Source organism: Streptomyces sp. NPDC004031, from assembly GCF_053604375.1.
Window position 1 is genome coordinate 91,282 of sequence record NZ_JBSGHL010000011.1, and the last position, 21,292, is coordinate 112,573.

Below are 21,292 nucleotides of genomic sequence, written 5' to 3' on the forward strand. Positions count from 1 at the left end.
GAAAGGCCCTGACATGTCCGACCTGCTGCGCGCGCCCGCGGAGATCAAGTACGCCGAGGAGCTGGACTGGCTGGAGTCCGTCGACGACGGCCCCAAGCCCTTCAGCTGGCGGCTGTCGCCCAAGATGGTGCGGCTGTTCGTCCTCGGCTCCGAGCGCTCCGACGGCCTGGACCGGGAGATCGCCCCGAAGTGGTTCGGCGACCGCAGCTTCGTGGAGCGCTCGATCGTCACCCTCGCCTCCGACCGCGGCCTGCTGCTGATCGGCGACCCGGGCACGGGCAAGAGCTGGCTCGCCGAGCTGCTGTCCGCGGCGATCTGCCGCAACTCCACGCTCGTCGTCCAGGGCACCGCGGGCACCACCGAGGACCACATCAAGTACTCGTGGAACGTCTCGCAGGTCATCGCGAGCGGTCAGTCGCGCGACTCGATGATCCCCTCGCCGATCATGACCGCGATGGAGGCCGGCGCGATCGGCCGGTTCGAGGAGCTGACCCGCGCCACCAGCGACGTGCAGGACGCGCTGATCTCCATCCTGTCGGAGAAGTACATCTCGGTGCCCGAACTGGGCGGCGACACCGCGCAGACCGGGGCGGACGGCACCGCCGACAACATCGTCTTCGCCAAGCCGGGCTTCTCGGTCATCGCCACCGCCAACAGCCGCGACCGCGGTGTCAACGACCTGTCGTCGGCCCTGAAGCGGCGCTTCAACTTCGTCCGCATCCCGGTGGTGACCGACAAGAAGAGCGAGGCGGAGATCGTCCGCTTCCGCACCGAGGAACTGCTCCGCCGCCACTCCATCGACCTGGACGTGCCGCCCACGCTGCTGGACGTGCTGCTCCAGAGCTTCGCCGACCTGCGTGCCTCGGCCGCCGCCGCGGGCAGCGACGACGAGAAGCTGGAGTCGGCGCTGTCCACCGCCGAGCAGATCGGCGTGCTGGAGGACGCCATCTTGCACAGCACCTTCTTCGGCGAGCGCAGCCTGACCGCCCGCACCCTGGCCGCCTCCCTCGTCGGCTCGCTGGCCCGGCGCGAACCGGAGGATCTGGCGATCCTCAACAAGTACCTGCACGGCGTGGTCGAGCCGCGCAGCAAGGACCAGGGCGGCTCGTGGCCGGAATTCCTCGACGGCGGCCGCGACGCGATAGCCACCCTGTCGTGAGCGCCGCGCAGGAGGCAGCGCCCTTCGACGCGCTGCGCGGCCAGCTCCAGCAGGCCGCCGCCGAGTTCGCGGACGGGCCGGACGCCCTGGAGGGCATCCTGCTCGGCATCGTCGACGACGTCGGCCGCGCGGTGCGCGAGCCGCTGGAGATCTTCCCGGTGTGCCACCACTCGCCCGCCTCCGCGGTCGCCATGGCCCGCAGGCTGCGCGAGAAGCAGCCCAAGGTGGTCTATCTGGAGCTGTGCGAGGACATGGCGCCGCTGCTCACCGAGCTGCGCAACTGCCGCCTGCCGGTGGCGGTGCAGGCCTTCGCCAGCGAGGTCGACGGCTTCCCCGCCGAGTGGGCGCCGCTGTCGGTCGTCGCCCCGATCACCGAGGCGTCCGCCGAGTACCAGGCGATCGCGTACGCGCTGGACACCCCCGGCGTGGAGCTGGTGCTCGTCGACCGGTCGTGCGACCACGTCTTCCAGTGGCAGCCGGACGGCCCGCGCCCCGCCGCCGGGCCCGCCGGCGACCCGGACGCGCCCGCCCCCGAGGAGGAGGCGGCGCTGCACGGGGACGCCGTCGGTGTCGAGGTCGGCGACCTGCGGCCGCGCTTCGCCGAACTGGAGGAGCACCTGCTGCACCACGGGCGGGTACGGCACTGGTCGGAGTGGTGGCACCAGTACGTCGAGGTGCCGCTCGGCGACAGCGACCACGACACGTACCGCCAGGTGATGCTGCTCATCGGCAGCCTCTTCCGGCGCCTCGCACCCGGCGACCCGGGCCGTGTGCGGGTGGACGAGGACCGTGAGCGGTACATGTGGACGCGGATGCGTGAGCACCTGGCGGCCACCGGCACCGACCCCGCCGACTGCCTCTACGTCTGCGGCGCCTTCCACGCCGCCAGCCGCGTCCCGGAGTTCGGTGTGCACGGCAGCGACACCTTCGAGATCACCCCGCCCAGCGCGAGCACCTGGCAGTACGGCCTGATCCCGTCCAGCCACGCGGCGATCGAGGCGCAGTTCGGGCTGGCCGGCGGTTCGGTGTCGATCGCCGCGACGCAGTGGGCGAAGAACGTCAAGCGCAGCCGGGTGCGGCCCTTTCGGCTCGCCGGACAGACCGGCGGCAGCAAGGCTGCGAAGTCCGTGAAGTCCGTGAAGTCCGCGAAGTCCGCAGGGCCCGCCAAGTCCGTCGTCCCCGTGCCCGATCCGGCGGCGGCCGACCGGCTCAGCGGCTTCCTGCGGCGCCCGCCGGTCCTCGACGGGCTGGACGAGGAGGAGCTGCTCGGCTGGAGCGTCGATGTCGTCCGCGCCGCCCGCCGCAACGGCTACCTCGCCTCCACCGCCGACGCCATCGCGGTCTTCGAGACCTCGATCCTGCTGGCCGGGATGCGCGACCGGGCCAGGCCGACGCCGTACGACTTCCAGGACGCGGCCGTCACCTGCATCGAGAAGGACTCCGTTCCCGGCCGCCGGGACGTGCGCCGGATCGTCGAGATCATGATGGGCGGCGACCGGATCGGCCAGGTCGGCTACGACGCCCTGCCGCCGCTCGCCCGCGACGTCCACGACCGGCTCGCCCCGCTCGGCCTGAAGCTCCAGCAGCGCGGCGTGCAGCGCGCGCTGCTGGACATGGCGTCGAAGCCGGAGCTCAAGGCCTGCTCCGACGTGCTGTGGATGCTGCGCCACCTGATGCCGCCCGGCACCGCCCGCCCCATCATGGGCGAGCGGCGGCTCGGCGAGCAGCCCATCCAGGAGTCCTGGGACCTCGCCCTCGGCACCCACCAGCGGGCCCTGATCGAGCTGGGCTACGAGGGCGTGAGCATTGAACAGGTGCTGGAGCAGCGGCTGCGGCGCGAGGCCTACGGGCCGCAGGCGACCACCGCCCGCGTGCTCCAGGCCGTCGAGGACGCCACGCTCCACCTGCGCGGCCGCCGCCTCGCCGACGAACTGGGCAACCGCGCCCTGGAGGTGCTGGCCACCGAGCGCACCGTGGACGGCGCGCCCGAGGTGCTGCGCCGGGTCCGCCGGCTGCTCGCGTACTACCGCACCAGCGAGCCGACGCTGCCCGGCTGGATCGAGTCCTTCGTCAAGACCGGCTACGCGCACTACTGCACGCTGCTGCCGACCGCGTTCACCGACGAGGACGCGACCGTGCGGCAGGTCGCCGCGACGCTCGGCTTCCTGTTCGGCATGGAGGGCCTGGCGCTGTCGCTCGGCTGCGACCGCACCCAACTGGAGCTGGCCGTCGCGCAGTCCCACCCGGAGGAGCCGGCCAGGGTCGCGCTGCTGTGGGCGGCGCAGCTCCACCTCGGGCGGCTGACCCGGGCCGAGCTGCGCGCCCGCTGCTCCGGGCTGCTGGGCAACCCGCTGGTGGTGCCCGCCTACCCGCGCTACCTGAGCGGTTTCCTGCACGCGCTGGAGCCCGTTCCACAGCTCGCGGACTTCGTGGTGGAGCTGGTGTCGGACGCCTTCGCGGTGCTGCCCGACCCGGTGCTGCTGCCGTGGCTGCCGACGCTGATCGGCACGCTGCGCTCCGGTGGCGCGGAACTGGCCCCGCTGCTGATCCGGGAGGCCGGGCGGATCTTCCCCGGCAGGCTCGCGGCCCTCGACGCATGGGTGCCGCCGTGGCTGGCGGAGCCCGCCCCCGCGCTCCTGCCCGCGGGCGCGCCCGGCGCCGCGCTGCTCGCCGCCCATCCGGCGGCGTGCGACGCGCTCGCGCAGCTGCTGGGCTGCGAGGACGGCTGGGCGGCGGCCGGTCCCGGCGCGGGCGGCGCGGTCCTCGTCGCCCGCCACCCGGCGACGGCCGAGGCGCTCGCCGGGCTCCTCGGGGTCTGAGCCGCCGGGAACGGGTCCGGGCCGTCCCGCCGCGGGGGTGTCCGGGCCCGTTCCCGTCACACCGGACCGGCGCCGAAATCCGGGAGAGCGCTCCCCGAGCGGCGGCGCCGCAGCCGCGATCTGGCACTATGTGCCATGTCGTAGCGATTCCCTGGGGCGCCGTGCAGTCCGGACGCGCCCCCGGTCCCGCCGGGCGGGTCCCGCGGTGGGACCGGCAAGGCGCGCGGATGGCCGGGACCGACAGCTTGAGGGGGAGCCCGGTGACACGTGAGGTGGGCCGGACGACGCGGGACCTGCGGCGCATCAATCGCACATCGGTGCTGACCAGGCTCTATCTGCACGGCCCGGCCAGCCGCTTCGACCTGATGAAGGCCACCGGGCTCAGCTCCGCCACGGTCAGCAACGTCGTGACCGACCTGGTCGCCGACGGCCTGGTCGCCGAGGCCGGGCTGCTGGACTCCGACGGCGGCCGGCCCCGTACGCTCCTCGAAGTCCGGCCCGGCTACGCGCAGGTCGTCGGCGTCGACATCGGCGAGACGCACGTCCAGGTCGGGCTGTTCGACTGGACGCTGGACACCGTCGCCACCGCCACCTACCCGATGGACGAGGGCCGCCCCGACCCGGGCGTGCTCGCCGAGCTGGTGCGGGCCGGCGTCGAGGAGGTCACCGCGAAGGCGGGCGCCGACCCCGCGACACTGCTCGGCGTCGGTGTCGGGGTGCCGGGCGCGGTGCTGCCGGACGGCCTGGTGCACGCGCCGACCCTCGGCTGGTCCGACGTGCCCTTCGGCGCGCTGCTGCGCCCGCACGTCGCCGCCCCGCTGCACGTCGACAACTGCGCGCGCACGCTGGGCCAGGCCGAGATGTGGCGCGGTGCGGGCCGGGGGGCGCAGCGGGCCATCGTCGGCCTGCTCGCGGTGGGCGTCGGCGCCGCGGTCGCCACCGGCTCGCCCGGCGGGGTGACCAGCACCACCAGCGAGTGGGGCCACACCGTCGTCGAGTCCGGCGGCGCGCCCTGCCGGTGCGGATCGCGCGGCTGCCTGGAGGCGTACGTCGGCGCGGACGCGATCCTGGAGCGCTACGGGCGGCTCGCGGGCCTCCCGGAGCCGTCCGCCGCCCGCCCCGGAACCGGCGGCGGCGCGGACACCGAGGCGCGGCTCGCCGCCCTGGTCGCCGACGCGGCCCGGCCGGGCCCCGCGGCCGACACCCTGCGCGGCACCGCCGAATACCTCGGCATCGGCGTCGCCAACCTCGTCAACCTGCTCGGCCCCGACCGGGTCATCCTCTCCGGCTGGGTCAGCGCGGCCATGGGCCCCGCGGTGCTGCCCGCGGTACGCGACGCGATGCGCCGCCACACCCTGGACTACCTCGCCGGGCGCACGGTGCTGGAGCTCGGTCGGCTCGGCCCGGAGCAGGTCGCGCTGGGGGCCGCGACCCTGCCGGTGCACGAACTCCTCACCGCCGGCGGGCGCTGACCCGTGACGGGCCCGGCCCGGCCGGTCAACCCTGCCATGTCGCAGGACTTCTGACGTCTCGTCACCCGGGCTGAAGGGCTCCCGGGGCGTGCCGCTCGCGCCCGTTCACGCGCACCGGGCGGCAACATCGCGGAAATTTCTGTGTCACGACCGTTGACCCCCCATTCGCTTCTACTTAGTTTAAGTCGCAGAAAAAGCGGGCGGACGATGCTCCGCCACCCTCCCCGTACGCACCCTGGAGCCCGTATGCCCTCCCAACCCGGCGACGGCCGGCTGTACATCGACGGCGCCTTCGTGCCCGCCGCCTCCGGAGCGACCGCGGTCGTCGAGGAGAAGGCCACCGGCCGCCCCCTCGGCAGCTACGCCCGCGGCGGCGCCGCCGACATCGACCGCGCGGTGGCCGCCGCGCGGGCCGCGCAGCCCGGCTGGGCCGCGCTGTCCGCACCGGACCGGGCGGCGTACCTGCGCGCCATGTGCGGCTACCTGGAGGCGCACTTCGCCGACCTGGTCGAACTCAGCATGCGCGAGACCGGCGGGGTGCGGGCCAAGGCCGAGGACGAGGTCGGCACGAGCATCAAGCAGCTCACGCTGTCCGCGGTCCAGGCGAGCGAGAACGCCGGCGACATCCTGCCGCCGTACAAGGCGGGCAAGCTGTCGCTGTCGCGCGCGGTGCCGCTGGGCGTCCTCGGGCTCATCACACCGTGGAACTACCCGATGAACCTGGCGATGCGCGCCCTCGCCCCGGGCCTCGCCTTCGGCAACACCGTGGTGCTCAAGCCCGCCGAGCTGACCCCGGTGATCGGCGGCCAGGTGCTCGCCGCCGCCGCCGACCACGCGGGGCTGCCGCCCGGCGTCCTCAACGTCGTCACCGGCGACGGCCCGGACGCCGGCTGGCCGCTGGCCCGCCACCAGGGCCTGGACATGCTGGACTTCACCGGCTCGCGCGAGGTCGGCCTGGCGATCGAGCGCGCCGCCGCGGGCGAGCTGCGCGACATCCGGCTCGAACTCGGCGGCAGCAACGCCTTCGTGGTCCTCGACGACGCCGACATCGACCTCGCGGCGGGCTGCGCCATGATCGCCTCGCTGGAGTTCCAGGGCCAGACGTGTATCAGCGCCAGCCGCCACATCGTGCTGCGCGAGGTCGCCGACGCCTATCTCGACGCGCTGACCCGGCGGGCCGCCGCCCTCACCGTCGGGGACCCGTTCACCCCCGGCACCGCGCTCGGCCCGCTCATCAGCGAGGCGCAGCGCGACCGGGTGCACCGCGGCATCGTCGAACCGACGCTCGCGGCGGGCGCCCGGCTGCTGACCGGCGGCACGTACGACGGGCTGTTCTACCGGCCCACCGTGCTCGCCGACGTCACCGCGGACATGCCCGCCTTCCGCGAGGAGATCTTCGGCCCGGTCATCCCGGTGACCGTCGTCGACAGCGAGGCGGAGGCGGTGGCCCTCACCAACGGCCTGCCCATGCTGATGAACTCGGTCTTCACCCGCGACCTGGTACGCGGCCTGTCCGTCGCGGAGCAGCTGCACGCCGGAGAGGTGCACGTCAACGACGCGCACGCCCGGCACGGCGCGGACAACCAGATGCCCGGCTTCACCCGGCGCCAGTGGATCGGCCTCCAGCGCACCCCACTGACCCTTCCCGACTGGGCCGCCGCGCCCGCCACCACAGAGAGCTGAGGACACCCCATGAGCGTGACACCGAGAAGACGGCGCGCGGGCGCGAGCGCCGCCGCGGCCCTCGCGGCCGGGCTGCTGCTGGCCACGGCCGCGTGCGGGGGCGGCGGCTCCGGCGACAAGGCGGACGGCAAGCCCGGGGGGACGGACGGCGGCAAGGGCAAGGTCACTCTGACCTTCTGGGACTGGGACCCCAACATCGACAAGGTCGTGGCGAAGTGGAACACCACCCACCCCGACATCCAGGTCAAGCTCTCCAACCCGGCGGGCGGTGACCAGCTCGTGGCGAAGATGATCACCGCCCACGAGGCGAAGAACGGCCCCGACATCGCCAAGGTCGAATACCAGTCGCTGCCCGCGCTGGTGTCCAAGGGCGTGGTCGCCGACATCACCGACTACACCAAGGACACCGTCACCAAGTTCGACGACGCGACGCTGCGGAGCACCGTCTTCCAGGGCAAGGTCTACGGCGTCCCGCAGGACGTCGCCCCGCTCATGCTCTTCTACCGCACCGACCTCTTCCAGAAGTACGGCCTGAGCGTCCCGAAGACCTGGGCGGACTTCGCGACGACGGCCAAGGCGCTGCGCGCGAAGGACCCGAAGGCGTACCTCACCAACTTCGACGCCGCGGACCCGGGCTGGTTCACCGGGCTCGCCCAGCAGGCCGGCGCGCAGTGGTGGTCGGCGAGCGGCGACACCTGGAAGGTGAACATCAACGACGCGCCCACCAAGAAGGTTGCCGGCTACTGGCAGCAGCTCGTCGGCGACGGCAGCGTCGCCAAGAACCCCTCGTTCTCCCCGCAGTGGAACAAGCAGATGAACGACGGCACGCTGCTCACCTGGATCTCCGGCGCCTGGGCCCCCGCCCAGCTCGGCGGTATCGCCCCCGCGACCAAGGGCAAGTGGGCCGTGGCCCAGCTGCCCGCCTGGACCGCGGGCGACCCGGCCACCGGCATCTGGGGCGGCTCGGCGACCACCGTCACCGCCGACTCCAAGCACCCGAAGGAGGCCGCCGCCTTCGCGTCCTGGCTCAACACCGACGACGCGGCCGTGACCGAGCAGGTCAAGCAGATCAACGTCTACCCCGCCGCGACCGCGGGCCGCTCCCTGCCGGTGCTCCAGGCCGCGCCCGCGTTCTTCCCCAACCAGCCCGACTTCTACGCCGAGGTGAAGAAGGTCGCCCCCGCCGCCCGCAGCTTCCCGATGTGGGGCCCGGACGTCACCGTCACCTTCACCGGCTACACCGACGGCTTCGGCAAGGCCCTGCAGTCCGGCGGCGACTTCGGCGCCGCGCTCGACGGCATGCAGAGCGCGACCCTGGCGGACATGAAGAAGCTCGGATTCACGGTCGGCTGATGGCACGCCACGTTCCTCCCGCGCGCCGGACCAGCGGGTTTCCCTACCTGCTGGTCCTGCCCGCCGTGCTGCTCTTCGCCGGTTTCGTCGTGGCCCCCGGCGGCTACGCGCTGCTGCTCAGCTTCCAGCGCCGCAAGGTCAACGGCGGCCTGCTGGGCGGCGGAACGCACACCGTCTGGGCCGGGCTCGCCAACTACCGCGACGTCCTGGGCGACTCCGAGCTGTGGTCCGGCGTGGTGCGGATGCTCGCGCTCGGCGCGATCACCGTGCCCGCGACCGTCGGCCTGGCGCTGCTCTTCGCGGTGCTGCTCGACCTGGAGGGCACCCGGCTGCGCCGCGCCACCCGGCTGACGATCTTCCTGCCGTACGCGGTGCCCGGCGTCATCGCCTCGCTCATGTGGGGCTTCCTCTACCTGCCCGCCACCAGCCCGATCGGCGGCGACCGCGCCGACTTCTTCGGCCAGGTCGCGGTCTACTTCTCGGTCGCCAACGTCTCGGTGTGGGGCGCGGTCGGCTTCAACATGATCGTCATCTACACCGCGCTGCGCGCCCTGCCCGCCGAACTGTACGAGTCCGCGCGCCTCGACGGCGCCTCGGAGTGGCAGATCGTACGGCGCATCAAGGTGCCGATGGTGATGCCCGCCGTCGTGATGTGCGCGCTGTTCACCGTCCTCGCCGCGCTCCAGGTCTTCAACGAGCCCAACACCCTCAAGCCGCTGTCCAACGCGGTGTCGTCCACCTGGGTGCCGCTCATGAAGATCTACGACGACGCGTTCGGCAACTCCGACATCTACTCGGCCGCCGCCACCTCCGTCGTCCTGACCGCCGCCGCCCTCGCGGTGTCCTTCGTCACCGCCCGCCTCATCCACACCCGGGTCCAGCAGGAGTCCGCATGACCGCCCCCTCCCTGGCCCCCGCCGCCCGCGGCCGTACCGCCGCCGCCCCGGGCGCGGCCCGGCGCCCGCGGCGGATCGCGGTGCTGCCGACCGCCGGGCTCGTGCTCGGCGCGCTCTACTGCGTCGTGCCGACGCTGTGGATCCTGGTCGCGGCCACCAAGTCGAGCACCAAGCTGTTCTCGACCGACACCTACACCCCCTCGCTCGACCTCGGCCTGGTGCACAACATCCGCGACCTGTCGGACTACCAGGGCGGCATCTTCTGGCACTGGATGTTCAACAGCTTCCTCTACGCCACCGTCGGCGGGGTGCTGGCGTCGCTGGTGTCGGCCGCGACCGGCTACGCACTGGCCAAGTACGCCTTCCGCGGGCGGACCGCGCTGTTCAACACCATCCTCGCCGGGGTGCTGCTCCCGCAGATCGTGCTCGCGGTGCCGCAGTACCTGCTGCTGTCCAAGGTGGGGATGACCGACAGCCTGGTCGGGGTGCTGCTGCCGCAGTTGTTCAACCCGTACGGCATCTACCTGTGCAAGATCTACGCGGAGTCCGCCGTGCCGGACTCGCTGCTGGAGGCCGGGCGGATCGACGGGGCGGGGGAGGGGCGGCTGTTCGTCTCGGTCGGCCTGCGGCTCATGGGACCGGGACTGGTGACGGTCTTCCTGCTCCAGTTCATCGCGATCTGGAACAACTTCCTGCTGCCGTTCGTGATGCTCACCTCCGACGACAAGTTCCCGCTCACCGTCGGGCTCTACAGTCTGCTGCGGCACGGCGCGGCGGAGGCGTCGCTCTACTCACTGGTGATCACCGGGACCCTGCTGTCCGTGCTGCCGGTGATCGCCCTGTTCCTGTCCCTCCAGCGCTTCTGGCGGATCGACCTGGTGACGGGGGCCCTCAAGTAGGGGACCGCGGCTCGCGCCTGTGCCCGGCCCCGACCCTGTGCGGGCTTCGAGGTCTTCACTTCTTGAAGCCCGCACAGGGGATTGACGCCGGTAGTGCTGCGAGGAGTTAATTCCTTCAACCGCCGGTGGGAGCGCTCCCATCCCATGCCGGGCAGCGCTCCCCGGCGGTCACCGTGTCCTGTGCCCGAGGAGTACCGAGGAGCCCGTCCGCATGACCGCACGCGCCCGCGCCCGTACCCGTACGCTCACCGTCGCCGCCGCGACCGCCGCACTCGCCGCCGTCACGGCCGCGGTGCCCGCGCACGCCACCGCGCCCGGCCACCCCGCAGCCGCCCCCACCACGCTGTTCACCCCGCCGGCCAACGCGGACGCGAACGCGCAGATCCTGGACCTCGCCAAGCACCTGAAGCTCAAGGACGCCGCCGGACTGCTGGCGATGACGCTCACCCCGCAGGCCGTGTGGTTCGACGGCGGCACCGATCCCGCCGCCACCCGCGCCGCCGTCGACAAGACCGTGAGCGCGGCCGCCCGCCGCCACCAGTTGCCCGTCCTCGCGCTGTACAACATCCCCGGCCGTGACTGCGCCCAGTACTCCGCGGGCGGCGCCGCGAACACCGCCGACTACCAGGCCTGGATCGACGCGGTGAAGGCCGGCATCGGCAACCGCCCCGCCGACGTGGTCCTGGAGCCCGACTCGCTCGCGCTCGTCCCCTCCGACTGCGGGATGGACGACGCCCAGGGCACCAAGACCGCCGAGCGCTACGACCAGATCCACTACGCCGTGGACGCCCTCGAACCGCTGGCCGGCACCAAGGTCTACCTCGACGCCGGGCACAGCGGCTGGCACAGCATCAACGACATCGTCCCGCGGCTCGTCGCGGGCGGCGTGGACGACGCCACCGGCTTCTACCTCAACATCTCCAACTACCGCTCCGACAGCGAGATCGCCTGGTACGGCAAGCTCGTCTCGTCCTGCCTCGCCTATGTCTCCGGCGGCGGCGACGCGGCGGCCTGCCCCAACCAGTGGTGGCCCGTCAACGACGCCCAGACCTGGCTCGACGCCAACGTCCACACCGCGCCCGCCGCCATGAAGCACTACGTCGCAGACACCAGCCGCAACGGCCAGGGCCCGTGGACACCCCCGTCCGGCGTCTACTCCGACGCCCAGGACTGGTGCAACCCGCCCGGCCGCGGCCTCGGCGCCCGCCCGACCCTCAAGACCGGCGACCCGCTCCAGGACGCCAAGCTCTGGGTCAAGATCCCGGGTGAGTCCGACGGCCAGTGCACCCGCGGCACGGCCGGCCCGAACGACCCCGAGCGCGGCTACCAGGACCCGGCGGCCGGCAAGTGGTTCCCGCAGCAGGCGCTGGAACTGCTGCACAACGCGAACCCCGCGGTGCTGCCGCACTGAACCGGGACGGGGGCCGGGTCCGTGGCGGGCCCGGCCCCCGCTGCGGCTCCGCGCCGCACCTCTGGCGGACCCGCGCCGGCCCCGGACCGCCCCCGGGCCGCGCGCCGCGGCTCCTCCGCCCTCAGCCTCGGGCGAGGACCGCGCAACGAGCCCGCCCGCCGGCACCGCGCCGGCGGGCGGGCTCTCCGCCCTCCCGGCGTGGGGCCGCCGGTGCGGTGGTGGGCGATGGGGCAGAGTGGCCGCATGCTGCCCGAGGTGCCCTCGCCGGACGACCCGCACGTGCGCCACATGCGCCGCGTGCTGCTGGCCGTCATCACCGGAAGCTTTCTCTTCCTCATCCCCTGGATCGGCTATCTCTACGTGAGCCTGCCCACTCACCGGACGGTGAGCAACTGGCGCTACGCCTGGGTGGGTTTCGACGGCGCGCTCATCGTGCTGCTCGGCATCACCGCGGTGTGCGCGTGGCGCCGGCTGCAGATCTTCATCCCCTGGGCCGTCGCCACGGCGACGCTGCTGTGCTGCGACGCGTGGTTCGACATCGTGCTGGACTGGAACAGCGGCGATCTGGCGGTCTCGATCATCACCGCCGCCGTGGCCGAACTCCCGCTCGCCGCCCTGCTGCTGCACGCCGCCCGGCGGATGATCCGGCTGACCCTGACCGTCGCCTGGGTCCGGGCCGGGCGCGAGGGTCCGGTGCCGCCGCTGTCCCGGATGTCGGTGCTGGTGCTGACGGAGGACGCGGAGCCGGAGCGCCGGTCCGAGCACCGGTCGTAGCCCGGGGGCCTGGCTCCGGCGGGACCGGGGGAGTTGTCCACAGGGCGGGGCGCGGGCCTGGCCGGGGCATGGGCGGCTCGGTAAGATCTTTCTGTAAGTTTCAGCACGGCCGGTCAGGTTGAGGCCGGCCGGGAAGCGGGGGGAGCACAGCCATGGCGGTCGCAGCGGAGGGCGCGGCGTACGACGTACTGGTCGTCGGCGGTACGGGCGTCGACACGATCGTGCTGGTGGACGAACTGGCGGTGCCGGAGGGCGACTCGCGCTCCGTCCCGCCGATCAGGGACTACGTGGCGCACTCGGGCAACGGGGTGGCGCTCGGCTTCCACGCTCTGGGCCTGGCCACGGCTTTCATCGACTTCCTCGGCGAGGACGTGCAGGGCCGGATGATCCTGGAGCGGTACGCCGCGGCCGGGCTCGACTTCCACCACCTGCCCGCTCCGGCCGGCACCCCGCGCAGTGTCAACCTGGTCGACCGCGAGGGCCGCCGCTTCTCCTTCTACGACGGCCGCCATCCGCTCGACCTGCGGCTGCCGCGGGAGTTCTACCTGCCCCACGTCGAGCGGGCGCGGCACGTGCACATATCCCGCTCCGCGCACGCCGAGCCGGTCTTCGCCGATGCGGTACGCCTGGGCCGCACCGTCTCCACCGACCTGCACGCCTGGGACGGCCAGGACGCCTCCGCGCTGCCCTGGGCCCTGGGAGCCGATCTGGTCTTCCTCAGCGCCGCGGCCGTGGGGGAGCGGATACCCGAGGTCATGCAGCGGATCCTCGCCGAGGGCCGTGCCTCCCTCGTGGTGGCGACCGACGGCGCCGCGGGCTGTCACGTCCTGGAACGGGGCGAGCCGGTCCCGCGACGCTTCCCCGCCGTGGCACCGGAGCGGCCCGTCGTGGACAGCAACGGGGCGGGCGACGCCTTCCTGACGGCCTTTCTGCACCGCCGTTTCTCCGGCGCGCCCCTGGAGGAGTGCGTACTCGCGGGCGCGGTCTCCGGAGCCTTCGCGTGCGGCAGTCCGGGCACGCACGAGGAGCTGATCGGCGCCCCGCAGCTGGCCGCGGCCGTCGAGCGGGCCGCGCGGGCCCGCACAGCGGTGGGCTGACCGGCTCCGCACGGGCGGCGGACCGGCGGACCGGCGGTCCCGCCGGGTGGGCGGCGCGGGATCCGGGACGCCGGTACGGCGGCGGGAGTCCGCCGGGAGGTCCTTTCGGGAAGGCGGTCAGCCCGCCTCGATACGGCGGACGGCGGTGTCGAGGGCCGCGTCCTGCGAGGTGTAGACCTCGCACACCGGGTTGCCGGTCGGCGTCCTGGTGTGGTCGATCTCCCACAGGCTCAGCTCGGTGCCGTCCAGCAGCAGGAAGGCGTGCTCGTAGAGCGACCAGGACACCTGCCGGCCGGCCACCAGGGTGCTCCGGCGGGTGACGATGCTGATGTCGTGCGCGATGGCCGCGCGCAGCCGGGCCCGCAGTTCGTCGCCGGGCGCGCTCGGGTTCGCGGCGCGGCGCAGCAGCCGCCGGGCGTGCTCCGCCGAGTCGCCCTCGGTGTACGTGCGCCGCAGCGTCTGCTCCGGTCCCGTGGCGGCGAGCAGGGCGTCCACGTCGTCGGCGTCGCCCGTGGCCGGAACACCGGTGCGGGGGCCGTCCGCCGGGCCGGTGTCCCGCGGTGCTCCGCCGAGAGCGGCGTAGGGCACCTCGGGCGGGCCGCTCGGACCGCCGAAGGCCAGGTCGACCTCCCACTCGGCGAGAGCCAGGTCCTCGGGCTGTGTGAAGAGGGTGCGGTGCGGCAGCCTGTCGGGCCGGGTGTCGTGCTCCAGCTCCCACACCAGCCGCACGTCGCCGTCCGGCATGAGGAAGCTGTGCCGGAAGGTCCGGCGGTTCATCCGGCGCGGCGGGCCCTTGGCGTGGCGGCAGGACTGCAGGCCGCAGTGGTGCATCAACGCGGTCCGTAACGCGTCCAGTTCGTGCGCCGCCTCGATTCCGCCGACCGCTCGGGCGAGCAGTCCTGCGAGCTGGTCCGCGGGTGTGCCGCCCGCGCGCTCGGGTTCCGCCGTGTCCGCGACCTCGCCGTCCATACGGTCCTCCCGGCCTCCGCCGTACCGCAACCCCGGCGACTCAGGGTAGTAGGACCGTTGCCGATTGCGCCCGCGAACGCCGACATTTCCGGGCGTGCGGCCGATTTTCGCGCCTCTCGCGATACGTTCCGGCCCCGCGCGCCCCGTACGCAACCCGCCGCGCTCCTGCCGCAACGGCCCCACGCGTCAGAGGTGTCAGGGCGCACGGCCGCGGCGGTCTGCGGCGGTCAGTCCGCCGGGTGGGGGGCGCCGTCCGGCTCCGGTCCGGGGAAGGCAGTGCCGCAGCGGGCGCAGCGGGGGGCCTTCATGTCCTCGCGCAGCGCGCCGCATTCGTCGCAGACCCGCTCCAGCCAGCACACCGGGTCACCGCCCTCGGTGCGCTCGTGCTGTCCGTGCTCGCCGTCCGCCGTCATGGCCGCTGCGTCCCTTCCTCCGTCGCCGGTCCGCCGGTGCCTTCCGCGGCCCTGGGGCCGTCGCCGCCCGCCGGGTGCCCGTCCTCGCGGGCGCCCCAGCGGCTCCGCGCCCGCCGCAGCGAGCGGGCCTCGGCGTAGCCGAGCCGGGCCGCGGCCTGCTGCGCCGACCAGTTTCCGGTACGCCGCAGGCCCAGGGAGAACTCCTGGCGCACGGCGTCCAGTTCCGCCCGCCAGGTGGTGCCGGACTCGGCCAGCCGGCGTTGCAGGGTGCGCGGGCTGACCGCGAGCTGCCGGGCGGCGGTGGCCAGCGACGGGCGGCCGTCGGCGAACTGCGTGAGGATCGCCCGCCGCAGGTCGGGCAGCGGCCCCGTGGGCCGGGGCGGCGGGACGGCCGCCGCGGTGCGCCGGATGATGGCCGCGAGCGCCGGGTCCGCGCCGGGCAGCGGGGTGTCCAGGGCCCGGCGGGTCAGGGTGATGCTGTCGGCGCCGGTGCCGAAGTCGAGGCGCCCGCCGCCGAACAGCTCCGTGTGGCCGCCGGTCCTGCGCGGGGCCCGGTGGGCGAAGGAGACACGCGCGGGGGTGACCGCGCCGCCGGTGCTGTGCCAGATCACCTGGGCGAAGGCCCCGAGGACGAACTCCGCCACCGGGCCGCGCAGTTCGCTGTCCGGCAGCAGCGCGCCGTAGGTGATGGTCACCTCCTCGTCCGACTCCTCGGTGGCCAGCGCGGAGCCGTCGCTCAGCAGGTGCAGGTAGGTGCCGGTGACCGCCAGCCCCTCGCCCAGCGTGGGCGCGGTGCTGAACAGGTAGTCGAAGAGGTCGAACTGGCCGTGCCGGTAGGCCGCGGCGGTCAGCAGTCCCGCGTCCTGCCGTCCGGTGCGGCCGAGCACCTCGGTCCACAGCCGGTACAGGTGCATCGACGGCACGCGCGCGGTCACCGGGCCGTCGAGCACGCCGGGCGGCAGCCCCGCCGCGCGCAGCAGTGAACGGGCCTGCGTGTCACCGGTCGCGGCGGCGCGGGCTATCAGCCGGGGAAGGGCGACGCTCTCGGTCGGCCCGGCGTTCTGCGCGGCCACGGCGGGCGGCGGGGACGTCAGGGTCGGCGGCATGCCGGGCACCTCGCGAGTCTGCGGCGTGGGGGGTGTGCGGACGTCGGGCGGGCCGGAGGGGAGCGGTCGCGCGGCGCCGCCGGACTTTCCGGAAGCCTAGCCTCCTGCTGGCGCGTCGCGTCCGCCTCCTGGCGCGTTCTGTCCTCCCCGGCCGCGGGAGCCGTGACGATGATCAGACGAACTGGTGTCTCCGGGCACCGGGTACGCCCGCGCCAGGGAGGGGGCGGGCGTGCCGGGGGGAGGGGCGCCGGCGCGGATGGGCCACCGTCCGCGCCGGTGAACCGTACCGCTGGTCTCAGCCGACGCCGTCGCCGCCCGCGTGTTCGCGCGGCCAGTGGCGGCGGCCGAGGCTGACGATCCGCATCCGCAGGGCGGCCGTCTCGGCGATCGAGGCCCGGACCGCCGTGTCGTCGGGCGGCGCCTCCATGACGGCCGCCGCGGTCAGCACCATGTGGTCCACGTACAGCCCGGCCAGCACCCGCAGTTCGGCGGGCCGCCAGCCCGCGGAGTCCGGCTGGGCGGCGAGCCCGTCGGCCACCTCGCCGGTGAAGCGCTCCAGTTCGGCGGCGATGGCCTCGCGCACCGGGCGCACCCCGCCGTAGCGCTCGCGCGCGATGAAGCGGACGTGCGCGCGGTGCTCGTCGGCGTACGCGACGGTGAGCGCCACCGCGCGGTCGATGAGGTCCGCCGGGTCGCCGGGGTCCGTCCCGTCCCCGGTCGCCGCGTGGTCCGTACCGTCCGCCATGACCTCCCGGACGACCGCGTGCAGGCTGCCCAGCGCCTCGCCGACCAGCGCCACGCCCAGCGCGGCCATGTCCGGGAAGTGCCGGTAGAAGGCGGCGGGCGCGACGCCGACCTCCCGGGTGACCTCGCGCAGGCCGAGGCTGCTGAGGCTCTGCCGGTCCAGCAGCCGCAGCCCCGCGTCCAGCAGCGCCCGCCGGGTCTGCTCCTTCTGGGCCTGCCGGACCCCTGGCGTGTGACTCATGTCATTCAGTAAACAACCGTTCTCCGACTCCCGCTACTACTAGACTCATCAGTCAGTGAACAACTGTTTTCCGAATCTCCGACCGACTGGAGGTGCCGCCGGTATGGCCCTTGTCGTCTTCCTGCTCGGCATCGGCGTCATCATGGGCGCCGCCGCCCACATGCCGCTCACCGTCTTCGGCGTCGCGTCCGCGGCCGTCGCCGCGTGGCTGCTCGCCTTCGCCGTACGCGAGGCCGTCGCGCGCCGCCGCGGCTGACACCCGCCCCGGCGCCGTCCCCGCGCCGCCCGCCCCCACTCGACCACCGCCCACGGAAACGGAAGAGGACACCGTGAACTCCGCAGCCCATCCGGTCCCGGCCGGCGCCCCGGCCGCGACCACCCGTGACGCCGACGGCATGGCCGTCGCGTCCTTCCTGCTCGGCCTGCCCGGCCTGCTCGTGCTGAACCTCGTGCTCGGCCCCGCCGCGATCGTGCTGGCCCTCGTCGCGCTCCGCCGCGGCACCCGCCGCCGCGGCCGCGCCCTGCTCGGCCTCGCCCTCGGCGTGGCCGGCGTCGCCGTCCAGGTCGCGCTGACGATCGCCGGCCACGGGGTGCTCTGGTCGTTCGAGTGAGCCCCGCCCGCCGGGCGGTAAGAACAGGAAAAGGGTGAGGGCCCGGCCGGACGGCCGGGCCCTCACCCTTCCTCGCGGGGCGCGCACCGGCGCGCCCGTCACGTCAGCTCAGGTCGATGCCGGGGTAGAGCGGGAAGCCGGACAGCAGGTCCGCCGCGCGCTTGGCGACCTCGTCGGCGACCGCGGCGTCCAGCACGTGGTGCGCCTTCGACAGCCCGCCCTTGGGCGCGGCCGCGGCCGTCGTCCCGGACAGCACGGTGTGGATCAGCCCGGCGATCTCGTCCATCTCCGGCGCGCCGAGCCCGCGGGTGGTGAGCGCCGGGGTGCCGATGCGGATGCCGGAGGTGTACCAGGCGCCGTTCGGGTCCTGCGGGACGGAGTTGCGGTTGGTGACGATGCCCGCGTCCAGCAGCGCCGCCTCCGCCTGCCGGCCCGTCAGCCCGTAGCCCGACACGTCGATGAGCACCAGGTGGTTGTCGGTGCCGCCGGTCACGAGCTTCGCACCGCGGTTCAGCAGGCCCTCGGCGAGCGACCGCGCGTTGTCGACGATCCGGTGCGCGTAGGCCCCGAACTCGGGCCGGGAGGCCTCCGCGAGCGCCACCGCCTTCGCCGCCATGACGTGCGGCAGCGGCCCGCCCAGCACCATCGGGCAGCCCCGGTCGACGTGCTCGGCGAGCGAGTCGTCGCACAGCACCATGCCGCCGCGCGGGCCGCGCAGCGACTTGTGGGTCGTGGTGGTCACGATGTTCGCGTGCGGCACGGGGTCGAAGTCGCCGGTCAGCACCTTGCCCGCGACCAGGCCCGCGAAGTGCGCCATGTCGACCATGAGCGTCGCGCCGACCTCGTCGGCGATCTCGCGCATGATGCGGAAGTTGACCAGCCGCGGATAGGCGGAGTAGCCCGCGACGATGATGAGCGGGCGGAACTCGCGCGCGGTCTCGCGCAGCGCGTCGTAGTCCAGCAGGCCGGTCTGCGGGTCCGTGCCGTAGCTGCGCTGGTCGAACATCTTGCCGGAGATGTTCGGCCGGAAGCCGTGGGTGAGGTGTCCGCCGGCGTCCAGCGACATGCCGAGCATCCGCTGGTTGCCGAACTCGGCGCGCAGCTGCGCCCAGTCCTGCTCCGACAGGTCGTTGACCTGCCGCACCCCGGCCCTGGCCAGGCCCGGGGTCTCGACCTTCTGGGAGAGAACCGCCCAGAAGGCCACCAGGTTCGCGTCGATCCCGGAGTGCGGCTGCACATACGCGTGCGAGGCGCCGAAGACGTTGCGGGCGTGCTCGGCGGCGAGCGCCTCGACGGTGTCGACGTTGCGGCAGCCCGCGTAGAAACGGCGGCCGATGGTGCCCTCGGCGTACTTGTCGCTGAACCAGTTGCCCATCGTCAGCAGCACGGCGGGCGACGCGTAGTTCTCGCTGGCGATCAGCTTGAGCATCTCGCGCTGGTCGGTCAGCTCACCGGCGATGGCGTCCGCGACACGCGGCTCGACACCCCGGATCACGTCCAGGGCACTGCGGAAGGCGATCGACTCGGTGCTGTACGGCTGTTCGGGCGCGGCCACGGCGGTCCTCCGGTTGGTCAACGGGACGGCCCAGGCGCACGGCACTTCGATCTTCCGGATCTTTCCGGTCGAGCCGCTCCCCGATGGTTGACCCCATCCCAGCGCGCCAGTCACGGCTCCGCCCCGAGCCTACCAACCCCGCCCGGCGGGCACACCGGGGGAGCGCGCCGCCCGCGCCGTCCGGGGCGGGCGGCACCGCAGCTCAGGGCGGAGGGCGGGCGGTGTTTGATGGGGGCAGGCGACGGCGGAAGGAGCCGCATGGCAGGCAGCAACGGGCCCGCACCGGTGCAGACCCGGGTCGGGGCGGACGGCACGGCGGTGATCGAGCTGGACCGCCCGGCGGCCCTCAACGCGCTCGACCTCACGATGGTGCGGCTCATGACGGACGCGCTGGTGCGGTGGCGGGACGACCCGGCCGTCCGCTCCGTCCTGGTCGTCAGCACCTCGCCCAGGGCGTTCTGCGCGGGCGGCGACATCGTGGCGGTGCGGGCCGCGGGCGCGTCGGGCGACGAGGACGCCGTGCGGGGCTACTTCACCGCCGAGTACGGCCTCAACGCGCTGATCGCGCGCTACCCGAAGCCGTACACCGCGCTCATCGACGGCTACGCGATGGGCGGCGGGCTCGGCATCTCGGTGCACGGGTCCGCCCGGGTGGTCACCGAGCGCGCGTTGCTGGCGATGCCGGAGACGGCCATCGGCTTCTTCCCCGACATCGGCGCGAGCCACTTCCTGCCGCGGCTGCCGGGCGCCTACGGCTGGTACCTGGGCCTGACCGGCGCGCGGATCGGCGGGCCGGACGCGGTGGCCTGCGGGCTGGCGACGCACCATGTGCCCGCGGCCGAGCTGCCCGCCCTGCGGGCCGCGCTGACCGCGGACGGCACACCCCCGGACGCGGTCCTGCGCAGCTTCGCACGTCCCGTCCCGGAGCGCCCCGCGCACGCCGCCGCGGTGGCCCGCTGCTTCGCCGAGCCGGACCCGGCGCGGGTGCGGGCCCGGCTGGCGGCCGAGACCGAGGACGCGCGGTGGGCGGCGGACACGCTCGCGCTGCTCGACGCCGCCTCGCCCGCGAGCCTCGCGGCCACCGCTGGCCTGTTGCGGGCGGGTGCGGGATCGACGCTGGAGGAGTGCCTGGCCCGTGAGCTGGAGCTGGCGTGCCGTACGGCGGGCAGCGCGGACTTCCAGGAGGGGGTGCGCGCGGCCCTGGTGGACAAGGACCGGAAGCCGGTCTGGTCGACCCCCGTGCAGTCCACATTGTAAGATGGCGGTGTCACTATACGGACAACGCGCGTAGTGTCGCTGTCGAACCCGCCGCGCCGCGGCGGGACATGGCCATGGGAGGGCCGAGCATGCCTCGCGAATGGGACGCCAAGACCTACGACTCGCTGCCCCTGCCCCACCTGGGCTGGGGCCGCCGCACGCTGGGGCGGCTGGAGCTGCGCGGCGACGAGCGGGTGCTCGACGCGGGCTGCGGCACCGGCCGCGACACCGAGGGTCTGCTCGACCGGCTGCCGCAGGGGCAGGTGGTCGCCGTGGACGGATCCGTCCGCATGCTGGACCAGCTGCGCGAGCGGCTGTCCGGCAGGCTGGACCGCGTCGAGGTCGTGCACGCCGACCTGACGAAGCCGCTGCCCTTCGACGGCGAGGTGGACGCCGTCTTCAGCGTCGCCGCCTTCCACTGGATCGAGGACCACGCCGCCCTCTTCTCCTCGCTGGCCGGGCGGATGCGGCCGGGCGCCCGGCTGGTCACCGAGTGCGGCGGCCAGGGCAACATCGCGGCGGTCAACGCCGCGGTCGCCGAGGTGACCGGCGAGGCGCGCGACGCCTGGGAGTTCGCCGGCGTCGAGGACACCCGGCAGCGGCTGGCCGAAGCGGGCTTCACCGACGTCGAGGTGCAGCTGCGGCCCGACCCGGCCCGCTTCGAGCCGGGTGAGCAGCTGGAGGCCTTCCTCGCCACCGTCGTGCTGGGCGCCTATCTGGACGCGATGGCCGAGGACGACCGCGAGCCGTTCGTCAAGGCGGTGGCCGCGCGCCTGGCCGAGCCCGTCGTCGACTACGTGCGGCTGGAGATCGCCGCGACCCGCGGCTGACGC

19 protein-coding genes and 1 riboswitch are annotated in these 21,292 nt (G+C 73.9%); of the genes, 14 read left to right on the forward strand and 5 right to left on the reverse strand.

What is annotated here, in order from left to right; genetic code table 11:
• Nucleotides 1-13: 13 nt before the first annotated feature.
• The 10 genes from ACWERV_RS09605 to ACWERV_RS09650 all read left to right on the forward strand — a co-directional run bounded on the left by ACWERV_RS09605 (nucleotide 14) and on the right by ACWERV_RS09650 (nucleotide 13,563).
• On the forward strand, nucleotides 14-1,159 hold the full coding sequence (locus ACWERV_RS09605) for an ATP-binding protein (RefSeq protein ID WP_452930812.1): 1,146 nt from the start codon (nucleotides 14-16) through the stop codon (nucleotides 1,157-1,159).
• Nucleotides 1,156-3,978: a DUF5682 family protein gene (locus ACWERV_RS09610; protein ID WP_452930814.1), complete on the forward strand. Its 2,823-nt coding sequence runs from the start codon at nucleotides 1,156-1,158 to the stop codon at nucleotides 3,976-3,978. Before ACWERV_RS09605 ends, ACWERV_RS09610 begins: the two co-directional genes overlap by 4 nt.
• A gap of 260 nt (nucleotides 3,979-4,238) precedes the next feature.
• On the forward strand, nucleotides 4,239-5,450 hold the full coding sequence (locus ACWERV_RS09615) for an ROK family transcriptional regulator (protein WP_398179877.1): 1,212 nt from the start codon (nucleotides 4,239-4,241) through the stop codon (nucleotides 5,448-5,450).
• Nucleotides 5,451-5,696: 246 nt separating this feature from the next.
• On the forward strand, nucleotides 5,697-7,133 hold the full coding sequence (locus tag ACWERV_RS09620; RefSeq protein ID WP_452930816.1) for an aldehyde dehydrogenase family protein: 1,437 nt from the start codon (nucleotides 5,697-5,699) through the stop codon (nucleotides 7,131-7,133).
• 9 nt (nucleotides 7,134-7,142) lie between these two features.
• A complete protein-coding gene (locus ACWERV_RS09625; protein WP_452930817.1) occupies nucleotides 7,143-8,486 on the forward strand; it encodes an ABC transporter substrate-binding protein in 1,344 nt (447 codons plus the stop codon).
• The gene (locus ACWERV_RS09630; protein WP_452930820.1) at nucleotides 8,486-9,382 is read left to right on the forward strand and encodes a carbohydrate ABC transporter permease; all 897 of its coding nucleotides are present in this window, start codon (nucleotides 8,486-8,488) and stop codon (nucleotides 9,380-9,382) included. Before ACWERV_RS09625 ends, ACWERV_RS09630 begins: the two co-directional genes overlap by 1 nt.
• Entirely contained in the window at nucleotides 9,379-10,281 is a 903-nt protein-coding gene (locus tag ACWERV_RS09635) for a carbohydrate ABC transporter permease (protein ID WP_452930823.1), read from the forward strand. The genes ACWERV_RS09630 and ACWERV_RS09635 overlap by 4 nt, the downstream gene beginning before the upstream one ends.
• A 211-nt stretch (nucleotides 10,282-10,492) precedes the next feature.
• A complete protein-coding gene (locus tag ACWERV_RS09640) occupies nucleotides 10,493-11,692 on the forward strand; it encodes a glycoside hydrolase family 6 protein (RefSeq protein WP_452930825.1) in 1,200 nt (399 codons plus the stop codon).
• A gap of 243 nt (nucleotides 11,693-11,935) precedes the next feature.
• The gene (locus ACWERV_RS09645; RefSeq protein WP_452930827.1) at nucleotides 11,936-12,466 is read left to right on the forward strand and encodes a hypothetical protein; all 531 of its coding nucleotides are present in this window, start codon (nucleotides 11,936-11,938) and stop codon (nucleotides 12,464-12,466) included.
• Between the two features lie 152 nt (nucleotides 12,467-12,618).
• Complete coding sequence (locus tag ACWERV_RS09650) at nucleotides 12,619-13,563, forward strand: carbohydrate kinase family protein (protein ID WP_452930830.1); 945 nt, start codon at nucleotides 12,619-12,621, stop codon at nucleotides 13,561-13,563.
• 117 nt (nucleotides 13,564-13,680) lie between these two features.
• Here ACWERV_RS09650 and ACWERV_RS09655 read toward each other — a convergent pair whose 3' ends face one another.
• The 4 genes from ACWERV_RS09655 to ACWERV_RS09670 form a co-directional block, all read right to left on the reverse strand.
• Complete coding sequence (locus ACWERV_RS09655; RefSeq protein WP_452930832.1) at nucleotides 13,681-14,532, reverse strand: DUF6227 family protein; 852 nt, start codon at nucleotides 14,530-14,532, stop codon at nucleotides 13,681-13,683.
• 227 nt (nucleotides 14,533-14,759) lie between these two features.
• Nucleotides 14,760-14,945: a hypothetical protein gene (locus tag ACWERV_RS09660; protein WP_452930834.1), complete on the reverse strand. Its 186-nt coding sequence runs from the start codon at nucleotides 14,943-14,945 to the stop codon at nucleotides 14,760-14,762.
• On the reverse strand, nucleotides 14,942-16,051 hold the full coding sequence (locus ACWERV_RS09665; RefSeq protein ID WP_452930836.1) for an AraC family transcriptional regulator ligand-binding domain-containing protein: 1,110 nt from the start codon (nucleotides 16,049-16,051) through the stop codon (nucleotides 14,942-14,944). Before ACWERV_RS09665 ends, ACWERV_RS09660 begins: the two co-directional genes overlap by 4 nt.
• A gap of 295 nt (nucleotides 16,052-16,346) precedes the next feature.
• A complete protein-coding gene (locus ACWERV_RS09670; RefSeq protein WP_452930838.1) occupies nucleotides 16,347-17,036 on the reverse strand; it encodes a TetR family transcriptional regulator in 690 nt (229 codons plus the stop codon).
• Between the two features lie 103 nt (nucleotides 17,037-17,139).
• Between ACWERV_RS09670 and ACWERV_RS09675 the strand changes: the two genes are divergently transcribed.
• Nucleotides 17,140-17,292 carry a hypothetical protein gene (locus tag ACWERV_RS09675; RefSeq protein WP_398179843.1) on the forward strand — a complete coding sequence of 51 codons (153 nt, stop codon included), beginning with the start codon at nucleotides 17,140-17,142 and terminating at the stop codon, nucleotides 17,290-17,292.
• A gap of 73 nt (nucleotides 17,293-17,365) precedes the next feature.
• A complete protein-coding gene (locus tag ACWERV_RS09680; protein ID WP_398179841.1) occupies nucleotides 17,366-17,647 on the forward strand; it encodes a DUF4190 domain-containing protein in 282 nt (93 codons plus the stop codon).
• Nucleotides 17,648-17,750: 103 nt separating this feature from the next.
• Here ACWERV_RS09680 and ACWERV_RS09685 read toward each other — a convergent pair whose 3' ends face one another.
• Complete coding sequence (locus tag ACWERV_RS09685) at nucleotides 17,751-19,202, reverse strand: glycine hydroxymethyltransferase (protein ID WP_452930842.1); 1,452 nt, start codon at nucleotides 19,200-19,202, stop codon at nucleotides 17,751-17,753.
• 21 nt (nucleotides 19,203-19,223) lie between these two features.
• Nucleotides 19,224-19,326: riboswitch (ZMP/ZTP riboswitch) on the reverse strand.
• 134 nt (nucleotides 19,327-19,460) lie between these two features.
• Here ACWERV_RS09685 and ACWERV_RS09690 point away from each other — a divergent pair.
• Both ACWERV_RS09690 and ACWERV_RS09695 read left to right on the forward strand, forming a co-directional pair.
• A complete protein-coding gene (locus ACWERV_RS09690; RefSeq protein ID WP_452930844.1) occupies nucleotides 19,461-20,459 on the forward strand; it encodes an enoyl-CoA hydratase/isomerase family protein in 999 nt (332 codons plus the stop codon).
• An 89-nt stretch (nucleotides 20,460-20,548) separates the two neighbouring features.
• Nucleotides 20,549-21,289: a class I SAM-dependent methyltransferase gene (locus tag ACWERV_RS09695; RefSeq protein ID WP_452930847.1), complete on the forward strand. Its 741-nt coding sequence runs from the start codon at nucleotides 20,549-20,551 to the stop codon at nucleotides 21,287-21,289.
• Nucleotides 21,290-21,292: the final 3 nt, after the last annotated feature.